The sequence below is a fragment of the Selenomonadales bacterium genome (genome assembly GCA_017442105.1).
Taxonomy (GTDB): Bacteria; Bacillota; Negativicutes; order RGIG982; family RGIG982; genus RGIG982.
In genome coordinates, this window is sequence record JAFSAX010000225.1 from 1 (window position 1) to 19,515 (window position 19,515).

Below are 19,515 nucleotides of genomic sequence, written 5' to 3' on the forward strand. Positions count from 1 at the left end.
TCACGATGATCCTCATTCCGGACGAAAAACAAGCTGCTATCTATAAAAACGAGATCAAACCGAACCTCAAACCGGGCAGTGCACTCGCATTCGCACACGGTTTCAATATCCACTTCAAACAAATCATCCCGCCGGCAGATGTTGACGTATTCATGGTCGCACCGAAAGGCCCGGGTCATCTCGTTCGCCGCGTATTCACGGAAGGCGGCGGTGTACCGTGCTTGATGGCAGTATACCAGGATGCTACCGAAACGGCAGCAGATATTGCACTCGCTTATGCAAAAGGCATCGGCGGCGCTCGTGCAGGTGTACTCACGACGACGTTCAAAGAAGAAACCGAAACTGACCTCTTCGGCGAACAGAACGTTCTCTGCGGTGGTGTAACAGAATTGATGACAGCAGGCTTCGAAACACTCGTAGAAGCAGGCTATCAGCCGGAAATCGCATACTTCGAATGTATCCATGAAATGAAACTCATCGTCGACCTCATTTATGAAGGCGGCATGGCAAAAATGCGTCACTCCATCAGTGACACGGCTGAATACGGTGACTACTGCATCGGTAAACGCATAATCACGGACGAAACACGCAAAGAAATGAAAAAAGTATTGAAAGAGATCCAAGAAGGCGAATTCGCACGCGATTGGATCTTGGAAAACCAAGCTAACCGTCCGTCCTTCTTGGCAAACCGCCGCATCAAAGCAGAACATCAGGTAGAAGTTGTCGGTAAACAGCTCCGCTCCATGATGTCGTGGCTCAACCAGAAATAAGAAATTCAAACGAAATTGAGGGAAAAGAAAATGAAAGTTACAGGCGCAAGAGCTGTTGTAGAATGTTTGGTAGAACAACAGGTAAATACTGTTTTCGGATATCCCGGGGGGATGATCCTGCCGTTGTTCGATGCTCTGTACGGTGAAACCCGTATTCAGACTGTCGTCAACGTGCACGAACAGTGTGCGGCTCACGCGGCAGACGGTTATGCACGTGCAACAGGGCGCGTCGGTGTCTGCATCGCAACGAGCGGACCGGGTGCTACCAATCTTATCACGGGTCTTGCGGGAGCTTTCATGGACTCTATCCCCGTTATCGCTATCACAGGGCAAGTAGAAACAGGCTCGCTCGGACACGACGCCTTCCAAGAAATAGACATCTTGGGCGCGACCATGTCTGTCACGAAGCATAACTTCGCCGTCAAGACAGCGCAAGAACTTCCCGAAACGGTAAGACTTGCCTTCAAGATCGCTCTCAGCGGTCGTCCCGGTCCTGTTCTCATCGACGTTCCGCAGGATATCCTGCGCGAAGAGATCGAGTTTCGCTCGGAACCGGCATACCAAAAGATTATGCCTGCCTTAAGCGAACGCTCGCTCGGTATGATCGGCAAGGCCGCCCGCATCATCAGCGATGCCAAACGCCCGCTCGTCCTAAGCGGCGGCGGCGTCATCTCCGCAGGTGCCAGCGAAGAGCTCATCAAGCTTGCCGAAAAATGCAACCTCCCCGTCGTACATACCCTCATGGGGCTCGGCGGATTCCCTGATGGGCACGAGCAGTCCATCGGACTTAGCGGAATGCACGGCTGGCCGACAGCCAACCATGCCGTACATGATGCAGACGTCGTCATTGCCGTCGGCACACGCCTCAGCGATCGACTGACAGGCAACCGCGACCGTTATGCGCGTGACAAACGCATCATTCATATCGACATCGACCCTGCCGAAATCGCGAAAAACGTTTCGACCGATATCGGTATCGCAGGCGATATCCGCACGATATTGAACCTCTTGACAGTCGAAGCAGAACCGAACGACATCACCGAATGGTGGGACGAGATACACGCATGGCAGGAAAAATTCCGCTACCAATATACACAAGACAAACTGACAGTACCGTGGGCGATGCGTCAGATATCGAACCTCACGCTGGATAAAGACTGCATCTATGTGACCGACGTCGGTCAGCATCAGATGTGGGCGGCACAGCACATCGTCGTCAACCATCCGCGTACATGGCTCACCTCGGGCGGTCTTGGCGCTATGGGATTCAGCCTGCCTGCCGCACTCGGCGCACAGCTCGCAAGACCTGACAAGCGCGTCATTCACATCGCAGGTGACGGCGGTATGCGTATGACAGGCAACGAACTCTACACGATCGCCGCGCTGGGGCTTCCCATCATCTCCGTCGTTGTAAATAACCACGGACTTGGCATGATACGACAGCTCCAAAAAGTATTCTATAACGACAGATACTGTGCATGCCGTATGGCGCATCCGATGGACTTTTCCATGTATGCGGGCAGCTTCGGCATCGACAGCGTTACCGTATCGACGCAGGAAGAATTCCTCTCTGCGATGGAAGAAGCACTCAAAGAAAACGCTCCGCGCGTCATCGTCGTCGATGTAGAAGAAGAGTTTGTAGACCCGATGGCCAAACCAAGAGCACCTATCAATCAGTTTGTGGACTTTAAGTAACGAAAAAAGAGAGTATAGACATCTGTCTATACTCTCTTTCCTTATTGTGGAAGAAACCACATAAAAAAGTGAAAAAAACTTAAAAATTTCTTTAAATTTTCTTTGAAACTAGCAGGAGAATTGCAAGGGGCACAGAATTATGATAATATAAATAGAGAAAAGACATAGTGTACATTCCATTCAAGCATGAAAACGAAATTCTTATGCCCGAAAAGCATAAGAAGTCTTGTTTTTTTGGGAAGAAAGGAGTACACAGGGAGGTGTCGCACTCATAATTCGAAAGAATTGCGATTAGCTTTCGGATTAAAATGCAGATTAACATCATTACTTTTTCACGCAATAATAAAACTTAATAAAAATTTGAGGGGTGTTTTCAAAGATGTGGACTCAAACATATGACCCGATGGGCGGTCAGGTTCTCTCTGCACTCGTTGCAGCGATTCCGCTTATCGTATTGTTGTTCCTTCTCGGTGTAAGACGTACACCGGCACACATTGCAGCTCCGATCGGTCTTCTTTTCGGTCTTGGTGTTGCAGTTGCAGTATGGGGCATGCCTATGGGCCTCGCTATCAACTCCATTTTCAATGGTGCAGTATTCGGTTTGTTCCCGATCGTATGGATCGTTGTTACCGCTATCTGGGTATACAACATGACTGTTGAATCGGGCGAATTCGAAATCATTAAAAACTCCTTGGCTTCGATCACAGCTGACCGTCGTTTGCAGGCTACTTTCGTAGCATTCGCATTCGGTTCCTTCCTCGAAGGTACGGCTGGTTTCGGTACTCCGGTTGCTATCACGGCAGCAATGCTCACTGGTCTCGGCTTCAACCCGATCTATGCAGCAGCTGTTTGCTTGATCGCTAACACGGCTCCGGTTGCTTTCGGTGGTATCGGTATTCCGGTTATCGTATTGTCGCAGGTTTCCGAACTCGACATCATGCACCTCAGCCAGATCATCGGCCGTCAGTTGCCGTTCCTTTCCATCATCGTTCCGCTTTGGGTAGCAGTAACGATGTCCGGTTGGAAACGCTCGATGGAAGTTCTTCCGGCTCTCTTGGTTGCAGGTCTCTGCTTCGCAGGTACGCAGTTCTACACGGCTAACTTCATTAGCCCGTACCTCCCGGACATCACGTCCGCAGCTGTTACGATCATCGGTCTTTTGGTATTCCTCAAAGTTTGGAAACCGAAAAACATCTGGAAATTCCCGGATGAAGTTGATGATGGTAAAGGCGCAGTAGAACTCCAGTACAGCGTGGGCGAAGTTATCCGTGCATGGTTCCCGTTCGTTCTCCTCGCTGTATTCGTATTCGCTTGGGGTCTCGATGCTGTTAAATCTGTTCTCGCTCCGACGAACATCTCCTTCGCATGGCCTGGTCTCCACAACGAAGTTATCAAAACGGCTCCGATCGTTGCTCAAGACGCTCCGTATGCTGCTAAATACACGTTCCAGTGGCTCTCCGCTGGTGGTACGGCAATCCTCATTTCGGGTATCTTGTCCGTATTCGTAATTCCGAACTATGGCTTCGGTAAAGCAATTCCGTGCTTCTTCAAAACGATCTTCACGCTTCGTTGGGCTATCTGGACGATCGCTATCATCCTCGGTCTCGCATACCTCTTGAACTACAGCGGTATGAGCTCGACGATGGGTCTTGCAATGACGAAAACGGGTGCTCTCTATCCGTTCTTCGCTCCGGTACTCGGCTGGTTGGGCGTATTCCTCACTGGTTCTGACACGTCCGCAAACGCACTCTTCGGTGCTTTGCAGCGTACGACTGGTGAACAGCTCGGCGTTGACCCGTACCTCATGACGGCTGCTAACTCCTCCGGTGGTGTTTGCGGTAAAATGATCTCGCCGCAGTCCATCTCGGTTGCTTGCGCAGCTACGGGTATGGTTGGTCAGGAAGGTGCGATCCTCCGTAAAACGGTTGCTCACTCCTTCGCAATGTTGCTTGTACTTTGCGTAATGACTTACCTCCAGGCTACGGTTCTCCACTGGATGCTTCCGGCTTACGAAGCAGTAGTAAAATAATTCAAACTTACTCCCATTAACTTTATGATGTTAAATCGCATTTACTCTCGGCATAGCCTTTGTGCTATGCCGAATTTTTTTGCCTTTTTTGCGGTTTGGGAACGTGATGAAGGGCGATCTGAGTAGCATGAGACAATAAAAGTGCATGCTATGTACATATTTTGATTCTGCCCTATAAAAAAACTATGTTTTCTTGCAAAAAGGTGGCAAATGGCTTTGGAGATTGGCTTCGTTATGATGTATAATGTAGAGTGAGCAGAATAGATTAAACATTAGAGTATAAATAGATGGGAGAAATGTAATATGAAAGCATATGAACGTTTTTTAGATAACTACGCATCGCTGATCGTCGGTGCGGGCGTTAATATCCAAAAAAGACAGCTTCTTGTGATCGCGTCGCCGATCGAGTGCAGTGATTTTGCTCGTCGTATTGCGAAAAAAGCGTACGAGTGCGGTGCGAAAGATGTCGTGATGAATTGGCGAGATGAGCTGTTTTCGAAGATTCGCTACCAAGGTGCGCCCGAAGAAGTGTTCTCCGAATTCCCTGAATGGCAGAAGGAGTATTATAAGTTCTATACTGATAAAGGTGCGGCGTTTATCAGCATCGCGGCGAACGATCCCGAGCTGCTAAAGGATGTCGATCCGAAACGCATCGCAATGGTGCAGAAGACGAACAGCATCGCACTTGCCGAGCATCGTGACAAGTTGATGAGCAATGAGAATGCATGGTGTGTCGTGTCGGTGCCGACGGTCGCTTGGGCGAAGAAGGTATTTCCCGAATATTCGGCTGAGCAGGCGGTCGATGCGCTGTGGGGTGCGATCCTCACGAGCGTACGTGCCAATGAGGACGATCCGACGGGTGCATGGGACAAGCATAAAAAAGCACTCCGTCAGCGCATGGCGTTCTTGAATCAGTACAATTTCCGTCGTCTTCGTTACCAAAACTCGCTCGGCACGGACTTGGTCGTGGGACTTCCCGATGGTCACCAATGGCTCGGCGGTGCGGAGGAAACGAAACAAGGCGTAGAGTTCATCGCGAACATTCCGACGGAAGAGGTATTTACGCTTCCGCATAAAGATGAAGTAGACGGCATTGTATACAGCTCGAAACCACTCAATTATCAGGGGAATTTGATAGACCGATTCTCGCTGACGTTCAAAGAAGGCAAGGTCGTAGCTTGCTCGGCGGCAGTCGGTCAGGCGGTACTTGAAAATCTCATTGCGACAGATGACGGCGCATCGCGCCTCGGTGAGGTGGCACTTGTGCCGTTCGATTCGCCGATATCGAATTCGAATATTCTCTTCTATAATACACTCTTTGATGAGAACGCATCGTGTCACCTTGCGTTCGGCAAGGCATATCCCGTATGTCTTAAGGGCGGCGAAGAGATGGATAAGGATGCGCTCGAAAAGGCAGGGGTGAACGATTCGCTCGTCCATGTCGATTTTATGATCGGTACGAGCGACCTTATGATCGACGGTCAGACAGCGGACGGCGAGTGGGTGCCTGTATTCCGCAATGGTAATTTCGTAGAGTAGAGGAAGTTGACGATGGAAAAAAGAGTCGTATTGGCAGAGAAGCCTTCCGTTGCACGTGACTTGGCGAGGGTGCTTGGCTTAAGTAAAGACAACGGCGGCTTTTTCGAAGGGAAAGAAGATATTGTAACGTGGGCACTCGGGCATCTGGTGACGCTTGCCGATCCCGAGGCGTACGATGATTCGTATAAGGTGTGGCGTATCGAGGATCTGCCGATGCTTCCGCCCGCGATGAAGCTTGTGACCATTAAAGGCACGACAAAACAGTTCCAAACGGTGAAACGGCTTCTTTCGCGCGATGATGTATCGGAAGTCGTCATCGCGACCGATGCAGGGCGCGAAGGTGAGCTTGTGGCGCGGTGGATACTCAAGAAGGCGAACTGTAAGAAGCCTATTAAAAGACTTTGGATATCGTCGGTGACGGATAAGGCGATCCGTGAGGGCTTCGCACACCTTGCCGACGGAAAAGCGTATGACACGCTGTACTTGGCGGCGTCTGCGCGTGCCGAAGCCGATTGGCTCGTCGGTATCAATGCGACACGTGCGTTGACGTGCAAGCATAATGCACAGCTTTCGTGCGGTCGTGTACAGACGCCGACGCTTGCGATGATCGCCGCAAGACAAGATGAGATACAGCGATTTGTGCCGAAGCCGTATTACGGCCTTTCTATGAAATGCAAAGGCTATCGTCTTACGTGGTTCGACAGCAAGACGAAACAGACGCGCATCTCCTCGCGCGAGCGGTGCGAAGAGATCTTGAAGCGCATCGCAGGCGAGCGCGCCATTGTGCGCGAGGTGACGAAGAAGGCGAAACAGAAGCCTTCTCCGCAGCTCTATGACTTGACGGAGCTTCAGCGTGATGCGAATAAGCTGTACGGCTATTCGGCGAAAGAAACGCTTTCTTTGATGCAGAAGCTGTACGAATCACATAAGATATTGACGTATCCGCGCACGGATTCGCGCTATCTGACGTCCGATATCGTGCAGACGATACCCGAACGATTGAAGGCATGCGGGATCGGCGCGTTCAGCAGACCTGCGTTTCAGATATTAAAAAAACCGATCGCGGTGAATAAAAACTATGTCGATGATACAAAGGTATCCGATCATCATGCTATCATTCCGACGGAACAGTTCGTCAATGTGGCGAAACTGACCGACCGCGAACAAAAGATATATGAGCTTGTCGTGCGCCGCTTTTTGGCGGTGCTCTGTCCGCCGATGCTCTACGATGAAGTGTCGGTCGTGGCAGAGTGCGGCGGTGAACGTTTCCGTGCGAGCGGGAAGCATATCACACAGTACGGCTGGCGTGAGCTCTATACGAAGATCGACGAGGACGATGGCGAGGAAGAAGAGCAGTCTTTGCCGTCGCTTGGTGAAGGCGATATACTGGACGGTACGGCCCAGCTGACGGAAGGCAAGACGAAGCCGCCTGCCTACTTTACGGAAGCGACGCTTCTGTCGGCGATGGAGCATCCTGCCAAATATATGTCCGAAGAAAGCGCGGAGCTTAAGAAGCTCATCGGTGTAACGGGCGGCATTGGTACGGTCGCAACAAGGGCAGATATCATTGAAAAGCTGTTTGCATCATTTCTTATCGAGAAAAAAGGAAACGAGATATATGTCACGAGCAAAGGCAAACAGCTGTTGGAACTTGTGCCAAGTGAACTCAAGTCGCCTGCTTTGACAGCGAAATGGGAGCAAACGTTCGAAGAGATCATCCGCGGCGGCAAGAAGGTGCAAGCATCGTTCCTTGCTGATATCCGCGATTATACAAAGCATATCACGCAGTCTATCAAAGACAGTCAGTCGCGATTCCGTCATGACAATGTTACGCGGACGAAATGCCCTGAATGTGGGAAGTTCCTCTTATCGGTAAACGGTAAGAAGTCGAAGATGCTCGTCTGTCCCGACCGTGAGTGCGGATACCGCAAGACACTTTCGCAAACGACGAACGCGCGTTGTCCCGAGTGCCATAAGAAGATGGAACTCAGGGGACAAGGTGATGCGAAAGCGTTCTGGTGTGCGTGCGGATATAAAGAAAAACTGTCATCGCATACGAAACGGAAAAGTCAGAAGGCTGACAAGGTGTCGAAACGCGAGGTTACGAGATACTTGAAACAGCAAGATGATTCTTCGTTTGGTAACGATGCATTCAAGCTGGCGTTCGCCAATCTGTTATCTGATGATAAAGGAGAAGTGTGATGAAAAAAAGATTACTGCTTGTCATTGCGCTCGTCTGGGCGATGATGATATCTGTTGCGAGCTGTGCGCCTGCGCCGCTATCGGAGGCTGATTTTACGCTGGGCGGTATCAATGCCGTCACGGACGATCTGGAAACGGCGCTCAAAAACGGCGGTAAGCTGCGCGTTGAGTATGAGAGAGTTTCGTATGTACCGCCTACGCACGTATGGGTGTTCAAGGATATCAAGATGTATACGAATATGGAAACGAAAGAGATATTGCTCTTGACGACGGAGGAAGAATCGGTCGAAACGGCGCGAGGTGTTCGCGTTGGTTCGACGAAGCATAAGGTCATCAAGGAATACGGACAGCCGCAAAAAGCGAACAAAAACGGTATGATCTGCTTCATCTATCAGATGGATGGCAAACGTATCATTTTTGATGTGACGGCAGGATATGTGGAAGCGATCATGATCAACTGCATGCCGTCTGCGACGATGACATTGGAAGGAGAATGATGATATGCTTTCTTATGTGTTGCTCGTTGTCGGATGTTTGATATCGGCCGCAGGGCTCAATCTTTTCCTCGTACAGCATCAGCTCTTATCGGGTGGTGTCGGCGGTCTGGCGCTTATCGCATATTACTTGTTTTCACTTCCTGTCGGTATGCTCATCTTGGTGATGAACCTGCCGCTTTTGTATTTGGCATATCGCTTCCTGGGGAAACGGTATCTGGTCGCGTCTATCTTTGGTACGGTGCTCTATTCTGTGCTCGTCGATGCGACACAATTTTTAAACTCATATACGGTCGTTGACGACACGATGCTCGCCGCTATCTACGGTGGTGTCATCTGCGGTATCGGATTCGGTATCGTATTTCGTGCAGGCTTCAACACGGGTGGGTTCGATATCATCTCAGCCATCGTGAAGCAGTATTACGGCATCAATATGGGCACATTCAATTTCATGGTCAACAGTATCATCGTACTCCTCTCGGCGGTGCTGTTCGGTATCAAACCTGCGATGTTTACGCTGATCGCGATGTTTATCACGGCGCAACTGACGAACCGTGTTGTGACAGGTTTTAACCATAAGAAAACGATCATGATCGTATCCGAATCGGCACGCGAGATCGCCGATGAGATCATCGAGGAGCTTGGGCGCGGCGTGACGTTCCTCCATGGAGAGGGTGCGTTTACGGGACAACCAAGACGTGTCATCTTCGTCGTAGTCAACTTGACGCAGATCGCGCGTATCAAGATGCTCACAGCCAAAGTCGATCCGTATGCATTTATGATCGTACAGGATGCTTCGGAAGTCATGGGCCGCGGATTCACGCTCCCCAAATCGCCTCCTGCGGTGCAACGGACAGAAGAATCTGCGGAAAAATGAGGATTTATGCAAAAAAAGCAGGACAAATGAAGGTCGTAGCATAATTTATACAAGATAAAGAGAAATTTGATATCTTTTAAGCAGAGAGGCAAACGAATGAAGATATTTCAGAATGATTGGGCACCTCTTTTAGAAGCGGAGATGCAGAAAGAGTATTATCAAAAATTGCGCACGATATTGATAAAAGAGTACAAAACGCGGACGATCTATCCCGATATGTATGATATTTTCAATGCGATGCATTATACGCCGTACAACAAGGTAAAAGTCGTTATCTTGGGACAAGACCCGTATCACGGCCCGCGTCAGGCGCACGGACTGAGTTTTTCGGTCTTGCCGGGCGTAGAACCACCGCCGTCGCTCGTCAATATCTTCAAGGAGCTTGAGAGCGATCTCGGCTGCAAAGTGCCGAATCACGGTTGTCTCAGGCATTGGGCTAAGCAGGGTGTGCTTCTTCTCAATACAGTCTTGACGGTGCGCGAATATCAGGCGAACTCGCATCAGGGCATCGGCTGGGAAGAATTTACCGATCGTATCATTACGCATCTCAATCAGCGCAAAGAGCCGATGGTATTTATCTTGTGGGGCAGACCTGCACAGCGCAAGCAGTCGATGATCACGAATCCCAATCATCTTGTTATTACCTCTCCGCATCCAAGTCCGCTGTCGGCGTATCGGGGCTTCTTCGGCAGTCGGCCGTTCTCGAAGGCAAATGACTTTTTGATGAGGCATGGCATGGAGCCGATCGACTGGCAGTTGCCGATGGAAGAGGAGATATCAAAATAAAAAGCAAAAAAAGAATAAGGAGATGAGGCAAAGCTTATGTTGGAAAAATTGTTTCATATCAAAGAGAGAGGTTCCAGTGTCCGCACAGAGATGATTGCGGGGCTGACGACGTTCGTAACGATCTCATACGTTATTTTTGTTATTCCGAACATGCTTTGTGATGCAGGTATGCCCAAAGATGCTGCGATCGCATCGACGATGTATGCGACGATCATGGCGACGATCTTGATGGGGCTTGTGGCGAACTATCCTGTTGCTGTTGCACCGGGGCTTGGTATCAATGCATTTTTTGCGTATTATGTTGTAGGTTACTTGGGACTTCCGTGGCAGACAGCTCTCGGTGCTGTATTCATTTCGGGTATGATCTTCTTATTGATGACATTTGGAGGTATCCGACAGGCTATCATTCGTGCTGTTCCGCAGAACCTCAAGACGGCGATCGGTGTCGGTATCGGCTTTTTCATCGCATTCATCGGTATGAAAAATGCGGGAATCGTTGTTGATGATCCTTCTACGTTCGTTACGCTCGGCAACATCATGCAAGGACCTGCGATGCTTGCAACGCTCGGTGTCATTCTGGCAGGTGCCTTGATGGCAAAACGTGTGCAAGGTGCGATGCTTATCAGTATTTTTGTATTGACAGTCGTCGGTATGTTCACGGGACTTGTTCCTCAACCGACGAGCATCCATGATATTATCAGCTTTGATCTCCCATCGCTCAGCGGTACATTTATGGCGCTTGATATTGCGGCGGCACTCGAATTTGGGCTGTTCTCGATTATCTTCACGTTTACGATCGTTGAGCTGTTTGATAATATGGGTACTCTTATCGGTCTGACGCGCAAGGCAAAATTGATGGACGAAAAAGGCGAAGTGCAAGACCTTGACCGCGCACTTACGGCTGATGCTGTCGGTGCGGTAGCCGGTTCTGTCATGGGTACGACGACAGTGACGGCATATATCGAAAGTGCGACAGGTATCGCGGAAGGCGGCAAAACGGGCTTGACGGCATTCGTTGTGGCGGGACTTTTTGCGGTAGCACTTTTCTTCGCGCCGCTTGTCGGACTTGTGCCTGCGTATGCAACGGCACCTGCGCTCATTCTTGTCGGTGCGCTGATGATCATGGAAGTGCGTGCGATCGACTTTGACGATCTGACGGAAGGGATCCCTGCTTTCTTGACGATCGTAATGATGCCGCTTACATTCAGTATTGCGAACGGCTTTGCCTTTGGTTTTATCAGTTATGCGTTCCTGAAGCTATTGGCGGGACGTGGTAGAGAAGTACATTATATCGTATGGTTGGTAGCGATCGCATTTATCGCGAACTTCTTCATGCGTATGCAGTAAGAGAAAGAAAGACGGGGGAATCAACGTGGCAAAAAAGAAAAATAAAAACCAAGAGCAGATCTCTGCTCCGAAGAAGAAAGGTCAGAGCGGTCAGAAGATGATGGACAAGAAGTTCTTCACGATCAGTGATATTCTTTTCTTGTGTATCATTATTTATCATGTATGTACTCGTGAATGGCCGGTCGGCGGTCAGCTTCAGACGATCATGGACGTCTGCTTGGGATTTGCGTTCGTGTCGCTTATCATCAAGTGGTATGCACTTTTGAAAAAATAATACGGATATCAATAACAGCGTGCTCGGTAACGGCACGCTGTTTTCACTTTTTTGGCGCAGATGGAATACGATGCGGTAAGGAGGGGAGCGGGATGTTTTTGCGTGAGGTGTTTTTCAGTCAGCTGCACTATCGAAAGGTAGAGGATGTGAAAGGCGGGCGAATAGGACTTCTGCGAGATGTTGTCGTTTCTCTTGACGGGGCGTATCCGATCGTCGTCGGCCTCTGCATTGGTGAAGGTGCATATATTCCGATCGAGGCGGTCACGGGCGGTCTGGCAGGCGGTGTGTTCTGCGCGGCGGATCATGTGCGAAAAGAGCTTGCCGCAGGAGAATACGAAGTGGCAAGACTTTTACTTGATAAACAGGTGCTCGACTGTGCAGGCAGGCGTGTGTATCGGGTGAATGATATCGTGTTCGTATCGTATGGCAGGGAGGATGCGGAAGAGCGGTGCTGTTTTGCAGGGGTCGAGGTCGGTGTCGGCGGTATCTGCCGTCGCGTGGGCTTGTCATGGCTGGCGGGTCTGGTGAAGGAACGGTTGGTCGGGTATCATCAGCTTGCAATATCTGATGAAGGAGAGGTTCCGTTTTGTTTAAGACTGCGTGCACAGCGGTTGGGTGAGGTGTCGGCAGACGATATCGGCGCGATCTGCAGGCAGTACGGTCCTAAAAAAAGCAGAGAGTTCTTAAGGCATTTGCCGAATGTGACTGTCTGTCATGCGCTGATGCGAATGGATGAGAAGGAGCGCAAGGGGATATTGGTCTTGTTTGATGAGGAGGAGCTGGTCGTGCTTCTTCGCTCAATGCCGCGTGCAGAGCGCGAAGAAGTGTATGGTGGATTACCGCGCTTTTATCGGTATCGTCACGATAGGAAAGGTGGCCGTGTGCCATGAAGATACGTGCGCGGTGTATGCTTTTGGCGGCTGTGATGGGGCCGGGGATACTCACGGCGATGGCCGATAACGATGCGGGCGGTATTGCGATGTATATGCAGGCGGGCGGAGAATACGGATACCTAATGACAGTCGTCGTGCTCGTCAGTATCGTTTGCTTGGCTGTCTGTCAAGAATTGTCGGCGCGCACAGGCGTTGCGAGCGGGCAGGGACTTGCATCGCTCATTCGCGAGCAGTACGGTGTTGGGTGGAGTTTGTTCGTGATCGGTATTTTGCTTGTGGCCAATGTCGGCACGACGATGGCGGAGTTCGCAGGTATTGCCGTTGCAGGCAGTTTGATCGGTCTGCCCCTATGGCTGTCGATCGGCGGTGCGGGTATTGCATTGATGATGATGGCGGTATGGTGCTGTTATCGTCGTGTCGAACAGATACTGTTGCTGTTATGCTTGTCATTTGTTTCCTATCTTATCGCAGGTTATTATGCTGTGCCATCGGGCGAAGATGTTGCAAGAAGCTGTCTGGAGGCAGAACTGACGGCTCCTTTTTGGCTGATGGCGATCGGTGTTATCGGTACGACTGTCACGCCGTGGGGGCAGTTCTATCTGCAATCGTCTGTCGTCGATAAGGGGATCGGCAGGTGGGAGTATCCGTATGTGCGGGCCGATGTGTTGTTTGGCAGCTGTCTGACGGGCATTATTGCACTTGCCATCGTTTGCATCGGAGCCGATGCGTTTTGGCAGACAGATGTGCCGTATACATCGCTCGAACAGTCGATAGACGCACTCTGTCCGATCTTTGGCGAGCGGGCGGAGGTACTGTTCGGTGTCGGATTGTTCGGTGCTTCTTTTTTGGCGGCGTTTATCTTACCGCTCGGTACAGCTTATGCAGTATGCGAAGCGTTCGGCTTGGAGTATGGGCTCGACCGTTCTTTCGGTGAAGCACCGTTCTTTTTCGGCATATATGGGTTCGTACTCATCAGCGGGATGGTCGGCGCACTCTCTATGGCAGAGTCGCTTTTCTTTGTCATACTCGCGGCGCAGATAGCAAACGGTATCCTGCTATTGCCGATCCTTTATTTTATGGTGATGTTGGCGGGGGACAGAACCGTCATGGGCACATATCAAAACAGCCATGCCCAAGACGGTGCTGCATTGTTCGTCTTGGTGTTTCTCGCGGTGATGCAGATAGGACTCTTGTTTACGCTTTTTTAGACGGAGAGAATATTTCCGTTACGTGCCAGACTTCGGTCGGATGGTGCGCAAGATAGAAGAGGCGCGAAGAGCTGTCGTCCTTATGATGCTTGACCGAAACAACGGCGTTTCGGGCAGACTGATCGACGAGGTCTACGATGTCGCTCGGTGCGATGCCCCATTTTGCACCGTGATATTCGAGAAAATACGTGGGGCTTGTCATAAGATACGCATCAGCGTCGCGGTCAGCTTCGTTTGCGAACCCTGATCCCGTATGTGGTGTGCGCACTGCGGTTGCCGACGGCTCGTCTGTACGTGTCATATCGAGAGAGCCTTCGTATCCATTGGAGAAGTTTTGCTGTTTCATCGCGATCACTCCTTTTTGTTTTGATTAGTGTGGCGCGAATAGGGGCAGATTATTTGCGGTAAATTTGACTAGCGAAGCAAAAAGGATTTGGAGAATTGACGGAGAATAAAATACAGATATGCAATTTTTAGATTGCCTGGTAGGAGTAATAGTATGAATATCAAACAAGAAGTCAACTTAATTCTGTCGGAGATCCGTCGCAGCCGTCCGCTTGTACATCATTTGACGAATGCCGTCACGATCAACGATTGTGCGAACATGACCTTGGCTGTCGGTGCATCGCCTGTAATGAGCACGCATGCAGACGAAGTGGCAGAAGTCGTACGTGCGTCGCGTGCGCTGGTACTCAATATCGGTATGATAAGTGACTTGGTCGAAGAGGCCATGCACATCGCAGGAGCAGAAGCGAAAAAAACAGGCGTTCCCATTGTGCTCGACCCTGTCGGTGCAGGTGCTACTCGGCATCGCTGTGAGGTCGCACAAAAGCTTATCGCAAACGTTCATCCGACCGTCATTCGCGGCAACGTATCCGAGATGCGTGCGCTTCTCGGAGAGATCTCTCATGCACGCGGTGTCGATGCGTCAGGCACGGATGATGACGGACTTGGTGTGGCTGTGCGTGTGGCACAGACCTTCGGTTGTATTGCGGCACTGACAGGTGCACGCGACATCATCACCGACGGCAAACGATATTATCGGTTACAGAACGGCCATACGATGCTTACACGTGTTACAGGCACAGGCTGTATGACCAACTCGCTCATTGCGTCCGCCCTCGCCGTAACAGACAATGCGCTCGCGGCGGCCGTCGCAGGCGTACTCATCATGGGGCTTGCCGGCGAAGTCGCACACAAGTCGCTCTTCGGCAGTGCCGCTGTCGGAGCCTTTCGCGTGAAATTATTCGACGCCGTATTTGCGCTCTCCAGTATCGAGATCGAACAATATGCAAAAATAGAACAGGGAGAAGTATGATGAAAACGAGAGAATTGACCGTTACCGCGCTGTTTGTAGCCATCGGCATACTGTCGGCGCATTTGATATACTTCCCTGTACTCGTATCCAAGTGCTTTCCTGTACAGCACGCCATCAATATCCTGCTCGCTGTATTCCTCGGCACAAGATATGCCTTTGGGGCATCGTTCTTGACAGCGACCATGCGCAACCTCTTGGGAACAGGGACGCTTCTTGCGTATCCCGGCAGTATGTGCGGTGCGCTTCTGGCAGGCATATTGTATGAACGGACACGCAGTATCTGGGGTGCCATCATCGGTGAGATCGTCGGAACAGGCATCATCGGTGCGCTCCTCGCATATCCGTTCGCCGACTACGTACTTGGCTCGGATGTCGGCGCATTTTTCTTCGTCGTACCGTTCATGATCAGCACCGTCGGCGGCAGCGTCATCGCATATGTACTTTTGCTGACACCGATCGCATCGTATTTCAGACAACAGTTCGGTAAATAACAGGAGGAACTCGATGGAGATCACATATTTTTATAACAGCGGGTTCGCAGTAAAAATTGGCGAAACCCTGCTCGTATTCGATTATTATGTAGACAGTGAAAAACGATTGCCCGACCTTGTGAAAAGCGTCAAGAACGTCTACTTCTTCGCCTCGCATTGGCACGGTGATCATTTCAGTCCCAAACTATTCGCATGGGAAAAAGAAGCCGCTGCGTATATCTTGAGCGGTGATATCAGAGAATATGTCCCCGACACCTCGGCGAGAATCGTCTGGATGGATCCGTACGAAACGCAGACAATTGGCGACATCGAAGTCAGAACATTCGGCTCGACCGACGAAGGCGTATCGTTCGCCGTCACAGCGGGCGGACAGACCATCTTCCATGCAGGCGACCTCAACTGGTGGCATTGGAAAGGCGATACCGAAGAAAACCAAGCCGAAGCCAAACGCATGTTCTTCGACGAAATGGAACGCCTCAAAGGCGAATCGTTCGACATAGCATTCTTCCCCGTCGATGCCAGACTCGAAGAATGTCGCAGCTGGGGCATACGCGAATTTTGCAAATACGTCACCACACCGCAAGTTATCGCCATGCACATTCATCAAGCAGCGTGGGCGGACACGGACGGTATCCTCAAACGCGACGGCAGACAACCTGCCGTATGGTGTCCGATGAAACAAGGCGAAGTGCTTCATGTAGATACGACCAAAGAATAAAGGAGAGAACAACATGAAAAAATTGACCATTTTACTCGTTGCGTTTTTATCATTCTTTCTCTTGAGCGGCTGTTCGGGAAATGCTGCACAAGATCCACTTGCAACCAATATAGATTCTTATGTTGCCAAACTCGGTAATCCCGACAATCCCATCGCAGTATTCCAGACAACAAAAGGAACATTTGCCATCGAACTCTATCGTGACAAAGCTCCGAAAACGGCACAGAACTTCATTGACCTCACCAACAAAGGCTTCTATAACGGCCTCATCTTCCATCGTGTCATCGACGGATTCATGATCCAGGGCGGTGACCCGAACGGAAACGGCACGGGCGGCCCCGGATACACCATCCCCGATGAATTCGGCGAAGGCCTCCTTCACTCGTCCGAAGGCATCCTCTCCATGGCAAACGCAGGCCCGAACACAGGCGGCTCGCAGTTCTTCATCACCCTTGACAAAACACCGTGGCTCGACGGACATCATGCCGTATTCGGTAAAGTCATCGAAGGCATGGAAGTCGTTCGCTCGATCGGCAAAGTCACAACCTTCAGCGACCGTCCGATCTCGCCGATCATCATCAAAAAACTCACCATCGAAAACCTCAAATAATATGACAGCCTATGTCTATATGCTCTCGTGTGCAGACGGCTCCCTCTACACAGGCTGGACGAACGACCTTGCCAAACGACTGGACAATCACCAAGCAGGCAAAGGCGCAAAATACACCCGCAGCAGACTTCCTGTCATGCTTGTGTACCATGAAACGTACAAAACAGAATCCGAAGCGCGCAAACGAGAATGCGCCATCAAAAAACTCACACGACAGCAAAAACAGCAACTCATACAAACAAAACAGGAACAGATTGCAGACTAAGCAGTCTGTTCTTTTTTATGCCGAATAAAGATATTTCCAACGAAAAACCAATATTGTATTGATACAATTTTAAAAAAAGATGAAAACCACTTGAAAAGGCATAACCCGATTGATACCATATAACATGACACGACTTAGATCGTGCCAAAAGGAGGACATATGAACGAGCAAAAAATCAAACGCTTACTCTTCGTGGGCATCATAGCCCTCAGCATCTGCCTTCTTTTTACAACACAACAAAGTACGCAGACACAAACCGTAAGCGGCATCATCTCCATGGAAGAAATCAAAATCACCGCAGGCGTAGGCGGAAATATCAAACAGATATACCGCAGTCAAGGTGATACCGTAAAATGCGGTGACATCTTATATGAACTCGACAGCCCAGAGCTGACAGAAGAGATCGAAAAAGCAAAAAACATCATCGCCAAAGTAGAAGACGACCTTCGCGTACTCTCTGTGCCGAACGTTAACGTATCGGCAACAAGCGCGGAAGAAATCATATATCAGCAAGCAGCTGCCAAAGCAAAACAATTTCAAGAACTCTACGACCAAGGTGCCATCTCGCGAAAAATGCTCATTGAAGCACAGACCGAGAGAGATATCGCTCACCAAGCCGTAGAAACAGCTAGAGCAAATGGAAGCATCGGTACATACGGAGCAGGCGATCCTGCTGTCATCGCCATGAAACAAGAAGAACTCACACACGCTCGGCAAAACCTGGAAGCGTTGGAAAAACAGAAAAAAGAGCTCATCATCACAAGCCCGGCAGACGGCGTCATCGCCAACCAGATATATCAAGCGGGACAGCGTGTTGAAAGCGGATACCTCATAGCAAGCATCGCAGTCAAAGAAAACTGCACGCTCACCGCATACGTATCGGATGCAGAAAAAGCACAGCTCACAGAAGGGCAAACAGTAGCCGTCAAGATCGGCGCATACCCCGACAAACAATTCAGCGGAACCGTAACAAAGATCGAAAACGACTCGCAAGCAGACAACAAAAGTGCAGCCGTACAGATCCGCATGACAAACAACGACAACCTTTTGCGCGCAGGCATGCAAGCACAGATACAACTTGACTGACATTTGAAATAATTATAAAACGGAGTGAACAACCATGACCAAACAAAAACAAGCCGTAAGCATCCAAGACATCTCCTGCATCGGACGATGCTCCCTCACTGTAGCACTTCCTATCCTCTCCGCGGCAGGCATCGCTACCGCCATCGTACCAACAGCCATCTTATCCACCCACACGGGCGGATTCAAAGACTACACCTTCCATGACCTTACAGACGACATCATGCCCATCGCCAAACACTGGCTCACCGAAAACATCGAATTCGACGCCATCTACACAGGATACCTCGGCTCCTTTGAACAAATCGAAATCGTAAAACAGTTCTTTAAACTCTTCCGCAAAGAAAATACCCTCATCTATGTAGACCCTGCCATGGCAGACAACGGCAAACTCTACGCAGGATTCACCCCCGAATTTGCACTCAAAATGGGCGAACTCTGTGCACAAGCAGACGTCATCGTACCAAACATCACCGAAGCCTGCTTCATGCTCGGCGAACCGTACCAAGAAGGACCCTACACCGAAGAATACATAGACGGACTCCTCGACCGACTGGCAGAAAAGATCGGCGCACCGCAGATCGTCCTCACAGGCGTCATGTATGACAAAGAAAAAATCGGTGCAGCCATCTACGACACCCGCACAGGTAAAAAAGGATACGCATTCACACACTACCTCCCGTACAGCATGCACGGAACCGGTGACGTCTACGCCAGCGCCGTACTCGGTGCTCTCATGAACGGCTCCAGCCTGCAAGATGCCGCACAGATAGCAGCTGACTACACCGTAGAAAGCATGGAAGAAACATATCGTACAAGAGATGATCTTCGTTACGGAGTCAACTTCGAAACCACCATTCCAAGTCTCCTCAAAGCACTCGGCCGTATATAAAAGCAAAAAAACAAAATGGCGCAA

General features: G+C 50.2%; 20 protein-coding genes. 19 read left to right on the top strand and 1 reads right to left on the bottom strand.

The window, feature by feature from the left end; all coding sequences use genetic code 11:
* The 12 genes from ilvC to IJN28_08555 form a co-directional block, all read left to right on the top strand.
* Positions 1 to 770: ketol-acid reductoisomerase (ilvC, locus tag IJN28_08500; protein ID MBQ6713805.1), on the top strand; the 770-nt coding region annotated here is incomplete at its 5' end.
* Between the two features lie 30 nt (positions 771 to 800).
* Positions 801 to 2,465 carry a biosynthetic-type acetolactate synthase large subunit gene (gene ilvB, locus IJN28_08505; protein MBQ6713806.1) on the top strand — a complete coding sequence of 555 codons (1,665 nt, stop codon included), beginning with the start codon at positions 801 to 803 and terminating at the stop codon, positions 2,463 to 2,465.
* A gap of 379 nt (positions 2,466 to 2,844) precedes the next feature.
* On the top strand, positions 2,845 to 4,494 hold the full coding sequence (locus IJN28_08510) for a lactate permease LctP family transporter (GenBank protein MBQ6713807.1): 1,650 nt from the start codon (positions 2,845 to 2,847) through the stop codon (positions 4,492 to 4,494).
* A gap of 303 nt (positions 4,495 to 4,797) precedes the next feature.
* The gene (locus tag IJN28_08515; protein ID MBQ6713808.1) at positions 4,798 to 6,033 is read left to right on the top strand and encodes an aminopeptidase; all 1,236 of its coding nucleotides are present in this window, start codon (positions 4,798 to 4,800) and stop codon (positions 6,031 to 6,033) included.
* Between the two features lie 12 nt (positions 6,034 to 6,045).
* Positions 6,046 to 8,235 (top strand): DNA topoisomerase III, encoded by a 2,190-nt coding sequence (locus IJN28_08520; GenBank protein ID MBQ6713809.1) that lies wholly within the window; start codon positions 6,046 to 6,048, stop codon positions 8,233 to 8,235.
* Entirely contained in the window at positions 8,235 to 8,732 is a 498-nt protein-coding gene (locus IJN28_08525) for a hypothetical protein (protein ID MBQ6713810.1), read from the top strand. The genes IJN28_08520 and IJN28_08525 overlap by 1 nt, the downstream gene beginning before the upstream one ends.
* A gap of 4 nt (positions 8,733 to 8,736) precedes the next feature.
* Positions 8,737 to 9,606 carry a YitT family protein gene (locus IJN28_08530; protein MBQ6713811.1) on the top strand — a complete coding sequence of 290 codons (870 nt, stop codon included), beginning with the start codon at positions 8,737 to 8,739 and terminating at the stop codon, positions 9,604 to 9,606.
* Between the two features lie 96 nt (positions 9,607 to 9,702).
* Entirely contained in the window at positions 9,703 to 10,392 is a 690-nt protein-coding gene (locus IJN28_08535; protein ID MBQ6713812.1) for a uracil-DNA glycosylase, read from the top strand.
* Positions 10,393 to 10,428: 36 nt separating this feature from the next.
* Positions 10,429 to 11,739 carry an NCS2 family permease gene (locus IJN28_08540; GenBank protein MBQ6713813.1) on the top strand — a complete coding sequence of 437 codons (1,311 nt, stop codon included), beginning with the start codon at positions 10,429 to 10,431 and terminating at the stop codon, positions 11,737 to 11,739.
* A gap of 25 nt (positions 11,740 to 11,764) precedes the next feature.
* Entirely contained in the window at positions 11,765 to 12,013 is a 249-nt protein-coding gene (locus IJN28_08545) for a hypothetical protein (protein ID MBQ6713814.1), read from the top strand.
* 92 nt (positions 12,014 to 12,105) lie between these two features.
* Positions 12,106 to 12,903, top strand: coding sequence for a hypothetical protein (locus IJN28_08550; GenBank protein ID MBQ6713815.1), 798 nt, complete (start codon positions 12,106 to 12,108; stop codon positions 12,901 to 12,903).
* Positions 12,900 to 14,114, top strand: coding sequence for a divalent metal cation transporter (locus IJN28_08555; GenBank protein ID MBQ6713816.1), 1,215 nt, complete (start codon positions 12,900 to 12,902; stop codon positions 14,112 to 14,114). The genes IJN28_08550 and IJN28_08555 overlap by 4 nt, the downstream gene beginning before the upstream one ends.
* Here the strand turns inward: IJN28_08555 and IJN28_08560 are convergent.
* Positions 14,101 to 14,460, bottom strand: coding sequence for a hypothetical protein (locus IJN28_08560; GenBank protein MBQ6713817.1), 360 nt, complete (start codon positions 14,458 to 14,460; stop codon positions 14,101 to 14,103). The genes IJN28_08555 and IJN28_08560 overlap by 14 nt on opposite strands.
* Positions 14,461 to 14,613: 153 nt before the next feature.
* On the opposite strand from IJN28_08560, the gene thiM reads away from it, so the two are divergent.
* The 7 genes from thiM to IJN28_08595 all read left to right on the top strand — a co-directional run bounded on the left by thiM (position 14,614) and on the right by IJN28_08595 (position 19,491).
* Positions 14,614 to 15,432, top strand: coding sequence for a hydroxyethylthiazole kinase (gene thiM / locus IJN28_08565; protein MBQ6713818.1), 819 nt, complete (start codon positions 14,614 to 14,616; stop codon positions 15,430 to 15,432).
* Positions 15,432 to 15,923, top strand: a complete 492-nt coding sequence (gene thiW / locus IJN28_08570) for an energy coupling factor transporter S component ThiW (protein MBQ6713819.1) — start codon at positions 15,432 to 15,434, stop codon at positions 15,921 to 15,923. The genes thiM and thiW overlap by 1 nt, the downstream gene beginning before the upstream one ends.
* Positions 15,924 to 15,936: 13 nt before the next feature.
* Positions 15,937 to 16,641: an MBL fold metallo-hydrolase gene (locus IJN28_08575; GenBank protein ID MBQ6713820.1), complete on the top strand. Its 705-nt coding sequence runs from the start codon at positions 15,937 to 15,939 to the stop codon at positions 16,639 to 16,641.
* A gap of 13 nt (positions 16,642 to 16,654) precedes the next feature.
* The gene (locus IJN28_08580) at positions 16,655 to 17,251 is read left to right on the top strand and encodes a peptidylprolyl isomerase (GenBank protein ID MBQ6713821.1); all 597 of its coding nucleotides are present in this window, start codon (positions 16,655 to 16,657) and stop codon (positions 17,249 to 17,251) included.
* Position 17,252: 1 nt separating this feature from the next.
* Positions 17,253 to 17,516 carry a GIY-YIG nuclease family protein gene (locus IJN28_08585; protein ID MBQ6713822.1) on the top strand — a complete coding sequence of 88 codons (264 nt, stop codon included), beginning with the start codon at positions 17,253 to 17,255 and terminating at the stop codon, positions 17,514 to 17,516.
* 159 nt (positions 17,517 to 17,675) lie between these two features.
* Positions 17,676 to 18,602: an efflux RND transporter periplasmic adaptor subunit gene (locus tag IJN28_08590; GenBank protein ID MBQ6713823.1), complete on the top strand. Its 927-nt coding sequence runs from the start codon at positions 17,676 to 17,678 to the stop codon at positions 18,600 to 18,602.
* A gap of 34 nt (positions 18,603 to 18,636) precedes the next feature.
* On the top strand, positions 18,637 to 19,491 hold the full coding sequence (locus IJN28_08595; GenBank protein MBQ6713824.1) for a pyridoxamine kinase: 855 nt from the start codon (positions 18,637 to 18,639) through the stop codon (positions 19,489 to 19,491).
* The last annotated feature ends 24 nt before the right edge of the window (positions 19,492 to 19,515 follow it).